This window comes from Paenibacillus ihuae, from assembly GCF_001368795.1.
Classification (GTDB): Bacteria; Bacillota; Bacilli; order Paenibacillales; family Paenibacillaceae; genus Paenibacillus_AQ; species Paenibacillus_AQ ihuae.
On record NZ_LN831198.1, the window covers coordinates 1,195,822 to 1,202,840 of the forward strand.

Consider the following 7,019-nt stretch of genomic DNA (forward strand, 5'->3'; position numbering starts at 1 on the left):
CATCTACCGAGAGACGGAAGGTCCACTGCTTGTCCCTGATGCCGACTTGCTCAAGCGTAATGTCAGACAGCTTAAGGCCGTCCATGAATGTTCCTTTTGGTGTAATGCGCAGCTGCTTAAGCAGGCCGTATTGGTTGGTATACGCAGGCCACCATAAGGGTGTGTATTTCCCCAGGCGGTCACCGTAGTCACCCGGACTTGTCCAATAACCCAGTTTATGGCCATTCAGGGTGAAGGCGATGTCTGACGGCCAATTGTTATTGGTTGAAGGGGCTTCGGAGGCAATCTCCATCGTAATGACGAGCTCCTCCGGCTGCTGGCTGGTCAACAGGAAGTTCGGGATTTTGTATTCGACATAACCTTTTCCAAACCAGAGAATACCGGCATTTACCCGTTCCATATCCCAGAAATAACGCGGGTCGTCGAAGTTGCCGATCACCTGCTCCGTAGTCGCCAGCCCGCAGGTGGGTTCGATCTGGAAATCGGAGTAGTGGCCGACAGGGATCTCCTTGCGGTAAGCCTTGCGTTCGGCCTTGGCCTGTGCAGGGAAGATGATTTCTACATTCTCGGCAGCAAGTGAACAGATCTTCTGTAAACCACTTCGTCCGGGAGCCATGTGGGTGCGGATTAGCCCGGCAGCCTCCAGTTTGCGCACGTGCATCGTCATAATCGCGCTGCTGAGATTGACTGCTCCAGCCAGCTCCTTGACGTTCATGGATTGAACAGCAAGCAACCGGAGCATATGAAGGCGTACGCTACTGGATAATGCTTCGTACACAGGTAAAGAGCCTTCGGTAAGATCAAGTTTCATGGAGAACCTCCGGTTCATGTTATATAGTTAATAATTATATTATTTAAATGTGTTCGGTACAAGCTAAAAGGCAAGATTGGCGCTTCACTTTTATCACAGACAAGGTCTGGCGGGGGCCTCTATAATGGATTGGATAAATTAGCGAAGAAACAAGGTGCCCTTGTCAGGCAAGGGGTAACAGGGAATCGGGTGAAACTCCCGAGCGGTCCCGCCACTGTAAGAAAGAGCTGAACTTCAGGATGTCACTCGGCAAGGCTGCCGGGGAAGACGAAGATTTGGCGTTTGTATTTCGAGCCAGGAGACCTACCTTGTTGGCGCACACCACGACTCTACGCGGATAAGAGCGGTGTACGAACGGGTTAATGAAATAGAGGCCGGGCAGCGTCCGCGGACGGGAATCCTGAGATTTGCTGCGGTATCAGCCGGAATAAGCTGCTGTATTGCATTCCTGTGAAGGTTCCGGGCTGTAGCAGACCGACATCCTCTCTTGCATAACTGATGACGTACATATCACTCCCACCCCTAAGGGCCGGGAGTTTTTGTTATGGACCAGATAAATTGCGTTGACGCATGTTCGGTCTGATCTACATATGAACGGGGGAAAAAGAATGGAGAAACAAGGAAAGCTGCTGATTATCGGCTTTGGCCCCGGTGCCCTGGAACAGATTACAGGCCGAGCCCTCGCTGCGATTGAGGAGAGCGAAGCGGTCATCGGCTACAACACTTATGTCGAGCTTATTAAGCCGCTGCTGAAGCATCAGGAAATTGTCGGCACAGGGATGACCGAAGAAGTCAGCCGGGCTCAGGAAGCGGTGCGCCGGGCGGAGGCGGGCCAGACGATTGCCGTCATCTCCAGCGGGGATGCCGGCGTGTACGGAATGGCCGGACTGGTCTATGAGGTGCTGATGGAACGCGGCTGGAACCGTTCAGAGGGTGTGGAGGTAGAGGTAATCCCCGGAATATCGGCGATTCAGTCCTGCTCGTCCCTCCTCGGAGCACCGATTATGCATGATTCGTGCACGATCAGCCTAAGCGACCATCTGACGCCATGGGAGAGCATTGCCGCGCGGGTTGATGCAGCGGGTGCTGCGGATTTTGTAATTGCCTTTTATAATCCGCGCAGCGGCAAGCGGACGCGCCAGATCGAGGAGGCGCGCCGTATTCTGCTCCGCTACCGTGATCCAGCCACGCCGGTAGGCATTGTCAAGAATGCCTACCGGGACCGTCAGCAGGTCATTGTAACAACGCTGCAGGCGATGCTGGAGCATGAAATCGGCATGCTCTCTACAGTCGTGGTAGGCAACTCTGCTACCACTGTGTATGACGGCCTGATGGTGACGCCGCGCGGTTATGAGCGCAAGTACAATCTTGGCGCGGAGACCCAGGCGCTGAAGCCGCATGAGCGGCTGCGGACCGCAGCGGAGCCCTGGTCGCTGGCGGCAGCGGCGCAGAGCACTTCCGGCAGCGGCGGGACCTGCAGCATTGCGGATAGCAGTGCCCCTGCTGTCGTGCAGAATATACCCCGGGCACATGCTTCTGCCGTATTATCGGCAATTGAGTTTGAATCTGCCGGACTTGAGGTTTCACCGGGGCTTGGCAGCCGGAGATACAGCAGTGCCCAGCTGCGTCTGCTGGCAGAGCTTGCAGGCAATGAAGGTCAGCTTGTGTCTTTAAAGGACGGAGATTTTGTCCTGCGCAGCAGTCACTGCGGGCAAGAGGGAATTGCGGATAAACTGGCTGCTGCCGGGCTGAATGTTAGCCGGCCGGGTGATTTTGTAAAAGTGAAAACCTGCGGGTTCTGTGAGTTCAGACAAAATGAAGGTCTTGGAGCAGCTGTACGCCTGCATGAGCGGCTTCATGGGCTGGCTGTCCCCCGAGGGCTACAGATCAGTGTTGCCGGCTGCGGCATGGCCTGCAGCTCGGCGGTGCTGGAGGATATCGGCGTCGTGTACTCCAGAGGCAGCTATGAGCTTTACCTCGGAGGGAAGAAGTCGGGCCGGGGGGCACATGCAGGCAGCCTGGTTCGTGAAGGCATTAACGAGGATGAAGCCGTTGCCGCGGTAACCGGTGTTGTTGAGCAATACCGGAATAAGGGGAAGGCAAACGAGCGTTTTTTTTCTTTTTTGAGTCGATGGGCAGCGTGGAGAGCGGGGTATGGGTAACTGGGCAAGCGAATAACACAAGCTGGAGCGGGGAGAAGAACAGGTTGACCCAAAAAACAATACTGCTTGTAGGCCATGGCAGCCGGATTGAAGAGGGCAATGAGGAATTGCGGAATTTTACAGCTCAGCTTGCTGCCCGTATGCCTGAGCTGAACATTGAAACCTGCTTCATCGAATTGGCTTCTCCTTCGATTGCCGGGGGGATTGAACGATGTGTAGCCGGCGGTGCCGGGGTGGTGTATGTTGTGCCGATTATTTTATTTGCGGCAGGACATTCCAAGCTGGATATCCCTCTGGCGATTGATCAGGCTAAACGTAAATATCCCGCAGTGGAGTTTATCTACGGTCGTCCGGTTGGTGTGCAGGAGAGAGCGGTGGATATTTTGCTGGACCGGATCACGGAGGCTGTGCCTCTGGGACTGCGGGATAAACCTGATACAGAGCCGGTAGCTGCCGAGGATACTATCGTGCTTGTCATGGGCCGCGGAGGCAGCGATCCCGATGCGAACAGTGACTTCTACAAGCTGGCAAGGCTGCTGTGGGAGCACACACCTTATAAGAGCGTTGAGAGTTGCTTCATCGCTATTGCCCAGCCATCGCTGAACGAGGGGCTGGAACGCTGTCTGGCACTGGGTGCGCGTAAAATTGTAGTGCTGCCGTATCTGCTCTTCACCGGAGTGCTGATGAAGCAGTTTACAGAGAGGGCCGCAGCGTTTGCCGCAGCACATCCGGAGGTCGAGGTGGAACTCGGCAGCTATATCGGCAATCATCCGTTGCTGGCGGATATGCTCGCAGAGCGTATTGAGGAGACGCTGGAAGGCAAGTCCTTCGCCAACTGCGATACCTGCAGATACCGGGATGCAGCAGAATTGCATCACCATCATCACCATCATGGTGAAGAAGGGCACGGGCATGACCATGGATATGGACACAACCATGAGCCTCATCATGGTGATGAACATGACCCGAAACATGGTCACAATCATCATCATGGGCATTCCCATGCACATGATCATGGACATGATGATTCTGTTCCAGCGGCTGCTGCAGGCAGCCTGAAGGAGCTGTAACACGATGATTCTGATGCTCTGCGGGACAGGCGACGCGCGGGAGCTGGCGCTGGTCTTGTCACGCCGGGGACTGCCCCTGCTGGCCTCGGTAGTGACTCCAAGCGCGGCGGAACGGCTGGAGGAGGCTGGAATCCGCACCAGGACCGGGCGGCTGGATATGCAGGAGATGGTCACGCTTTTGCAGGAAGGTAATTATCGCGCTGTGGTGGACGGCAGCCATCCCTTTGCGCTTGAAGCGCATGCCAACGCTATCCAGGCTGCAGCAGCGCTGGGACTGCCTTACTACCGCTATGAGCGGCGGAGTCTTGCGTTTGACAGTCATCCGAAGCTTATTCCCGTGCATTCCTATGAGGAAGCGGCCCTTGCAGCGAAGGCGATAAAAGGCTCGGTGATGCTGACGACCGGAGGCAAGACACTGGAGGTTTTTGCGCAGGTGCTGCTGGGTGATCCAGAGGTGCGTCTGACGGTCCGGCTGCTGCCCTACCTGGAGAATATAGAGAAATGCCTGAGACTGGGGATTGAACAGCGGAATATCATTGCGCTTCAGGGACCTTTTTCGCGGGAAATGAATGAAGCAATGTTCCGGCATTACGGTACACAGGTCATGGTTACTAAGGAAAGCGGCGCACAGGGAGCTGTGGATGAGAAGCTGCGTACAGCGCTGGATATGGGGCTCTATGTCATCCTCATCACCCGGCCGCAGCTGTTGTTTGACGGGAATGGCGGAGTGTATGACTCCTTTGATGCGCTGGCAGAGGCGGTCCAGGCTGAGCTGGCGGAAAGGTCGAAGTACCGTGCGGTTAACGCTGAACAGGTGCAGGAATGAAGAGAAAGGGGAATGGACATGGATTTCGGGACGGAGTTTAAGCCACTGACGGTACAGCCGCAGGAAATAGAAGGTCTGAGCTTCCAAATGATTACGGGGGAACTTGGCGGGCATGATTTCAGCGCCGAGCAGTATCCGGTAGTGCAGCGGATCATCCATGCTTCGGCCGATTTCGAGCTGGGGCGGAGTCTGGTGTTTCATCCCCAGGCGATTGAAGCGGGAATCACCGCGATACTGCAGGGAATGCCGGTTATTGCGGATGTGCGGATGGTGGAGGCGGGCATCTCAAAAGAGCGGATTCAGCGGTATGGCGGGGAAGTCCGTGTGCATATTTCAGATCCGGATGTTATCGAAGAAGCAAAAGCGCTGGGCCTGACCCGGGCGATTGTCGCCACACGCAAAGCCTGTGCGGCTGCTCCGGGGGGGATCTATGTCATTGGCAATGCGCCAACGGCCCTGCTGGAATTGATACGTCTGATCAAAGAAGGCACAGCCCGGCCGGGGCTTGTCATCGGCATGCCGGTCGGATTCGTATCCGCTGCTGAATCCAAGGATGAACTGCGCAAGCTGGATATTCCTTATATAACGAATACCGGTCGCAAAGGCGGCAGCACTATAGTTGTGGCAGCGGTAAATGCCCTTAGTCTGCTGGCCGTCCGTCAGGCTGAGGGGAAATAAGCAGCCATGACCGGAGAGAAAGGAATGGACGGGCAAACCGCGGCTGGCAGTCCGGCTCCGATGCGCCGGGGCTATTCGACTGGTGCCTGTGCAGCAGCAGCAGCCAAAGGGGCGGCACTCCTGCTCATAACCGGTGAAGCACCGCATAGCGTAGAGCTGTACTTACCAGCGGGATTTCACCACCGCTTCGAATTGACCGGCTGCGAGCGCCAGGGTGACATTAGTGCAACCTGCGCAACAATTAAGGATGCCGGGGATGATCCCGATGCGACACACGGGGCGTGGATTGAAGCTACGGTGAGCTGGCTGGATCACTCCTCCGTCGAGATTGACGGAGGACGCGGCGTCGGCCGGGTAACGAAACCGGGCCTGCCGGTGGCAGTCGGCGAAGCGGCAATCAATCCGGTACCGCGGCGGATGATCTTGGAGGCTGTCTCCGAGGTGCTCGAGGAACATGGTGCAGCACGCGGGCTGCGGGTAGTGATCAGTGTACCCGAAGGCGAAGCAATTGCCCGAAAGACGCTCAACCCGCGGCTCGGCATCCTGGGCGGCATTTCCATTCTTGGTACGCGCGGTGTTGTGACTCCGTTCTCTACTGAAGCTTATCAGGCCAGCATTGTGCAGGCGATTTCGGTCGCCGCTGCTACCAGGAACGGCCAGCTGGTATTGACCACCGGAGGCAGCAGTGAAAAACATGCGCAGGCGATGTTCAATGAGCTTCCGGAGGAAGCTTTTATCCAAATGGGTGAATATGTAGGGTTCTCACTCGGCCATGCCAAAGCTTACGGATTTCAGAAAGTGACGCTGGTGGGCATGGCCGGTAAATATTCCAAGGTGGCGCAAGGGGCGATGCTGATCCATTCCAAAAATGCGCCTGTAGACTTCGGCTTCCTCGCCGCCGTTGCCGCTGAGGCAGGGGCTGATAAACGGCTGGTACAGGAGGTTGCAGAAGCAAATACCGCCTCTCAGGTCGTGGATCTGATGACCGAGGCGGGGCATTTAGATTTTTTTGAACAGTTGTGCCGTCATGCCTGCATACAATGTCTGAAGCAGGTGAATGGAGGCATGACGGTGGAGATGGTGCTGATTACGATGAAGGGCAGGCTGCTGGGGAGGGCGGAGATCCGTGGATAAAATAATATATGTCATCGGCATTGGTGAAGACGGCGCCGGCGGACTGACGCCGCAGAGCCTAAGCAGAGTGCAGGAGAGTGAAGTGCTGTTCGGCGGGGAAAGGCAGCTGTCGTTCTTCAGCCGGTACAGCGGGGAGAAAATCGTCCTGCAGGGCGGACTGGAGACCTTTGCCGACAAGCTGGAGGGGCTGTATAGAGAGCGTCAGACGGTGGTGCTTGCCTCCGGAGATCCGCTGTTTTACGGAATTGCCGGCTTTTTGGTCCGGCGGTTCGGGCCGCAGCATGTCCAGGTGGTTCCGCATTACACCAGTGTGCAGCTTGCTTTTGCCCGGCTTGGCG

7 protein-coding genes and 1 riboswitch are annotated in these 7,019 nt (G+C 56.2%); of the genes, 6 read left to right on the forward strand and 1 reads right to left on the reverse strand.

The features are described from left to right. A partial coding sequence (locus AQR02_RS05255; protein WP_054939678.1) for an ArsR/SmtB family transcription factor occupies positions 1-811 on the reverse strand: 811 nt, incomplete at its 3' end. Between the two features lie 135 nt (positions 812-946). Further along, a riboswitch (cobalamin riboswitch) is annotated at positions 947-1,136 on the forward strand. 283 nt (positions 1,137-1,419) lie between these two features. Between AQR02_RS05255 and cobJ the strand changes: the two genes are divergently transcribed. The 6 genes from cobJ to cbiE form a co-directional block, all read left to right on the forward strand. Beyond that, on the forward strand, positions 1,420-2,973 hold the full coding sequence (gene cobJ, locus AQR02_RS05260; protein WP_054939679.1) for a precorrin-3B C(17)-methyltransferase: 1,554 nt from the start codon (positions 1,420-1,422) through the stop codon (positions 2,971-2,973). A gap of 44 nt (positions 2,974-3,017) precedes the next feature. Then, the gene (locus AQR02_RS05265) at positions 3,018-4,043 is read left to right on the forward strand and encodes a sirohydrochlorin chelatase (protein ID WP_054941999.1); all 1,026 of its coding nucleotides are present in this window, start codon (positions 3,018-3,020) and stop codon (positions 4,041-4,043) included. Positions 4,044-4,047: 4 nt separating this feature from the next. Further along, a complete protein-coding gene (gene cobK, locus AQR02_RS05270; protein ID WP_054939680.1) occupies positions 4,048-4,869 on the forward strand; it encodes a precorrin-6A reductase in 822 nt (273 codons plus the stop codon). 18 nt (positions 4,870-4,887) lie between these two features. Further along, entirely contained in the window at positions 4,888-5,547 is a 660-nt protein-coding gene (locus tag AQR02_RS05275) for a precorrin-8X methylmutase (protein ID WP_054942000.1), read from the forward strand. Between the two features lie 6 nt (positions 5,548-5,553). Beyond that, complete coding sequence (locus tag AQR02_RS05280) at positions 5,554-6,681, forward strand: cobalt-precorrin-5B (C(1))-methyltransferase (protein WP_082451656.1); 1,128 nt, start codon at positions 5,554-5,556, stop codon at positions 6,679-6,681. Continuing rightward, positions 6,674-7,019, forward strand: a 346-nt coding sequence (gene cbiE, locus AQR02_RS33590; protein WP_342447441.1) for a precorrin-6y C5,15-methyltransferase (decarboxylating) subunit CbiE, incomplete at its 3' end; no start/stop codon positions are given. The genes AQR02_RS05280 and cbiE, both read left to right, overlap by 8 nt.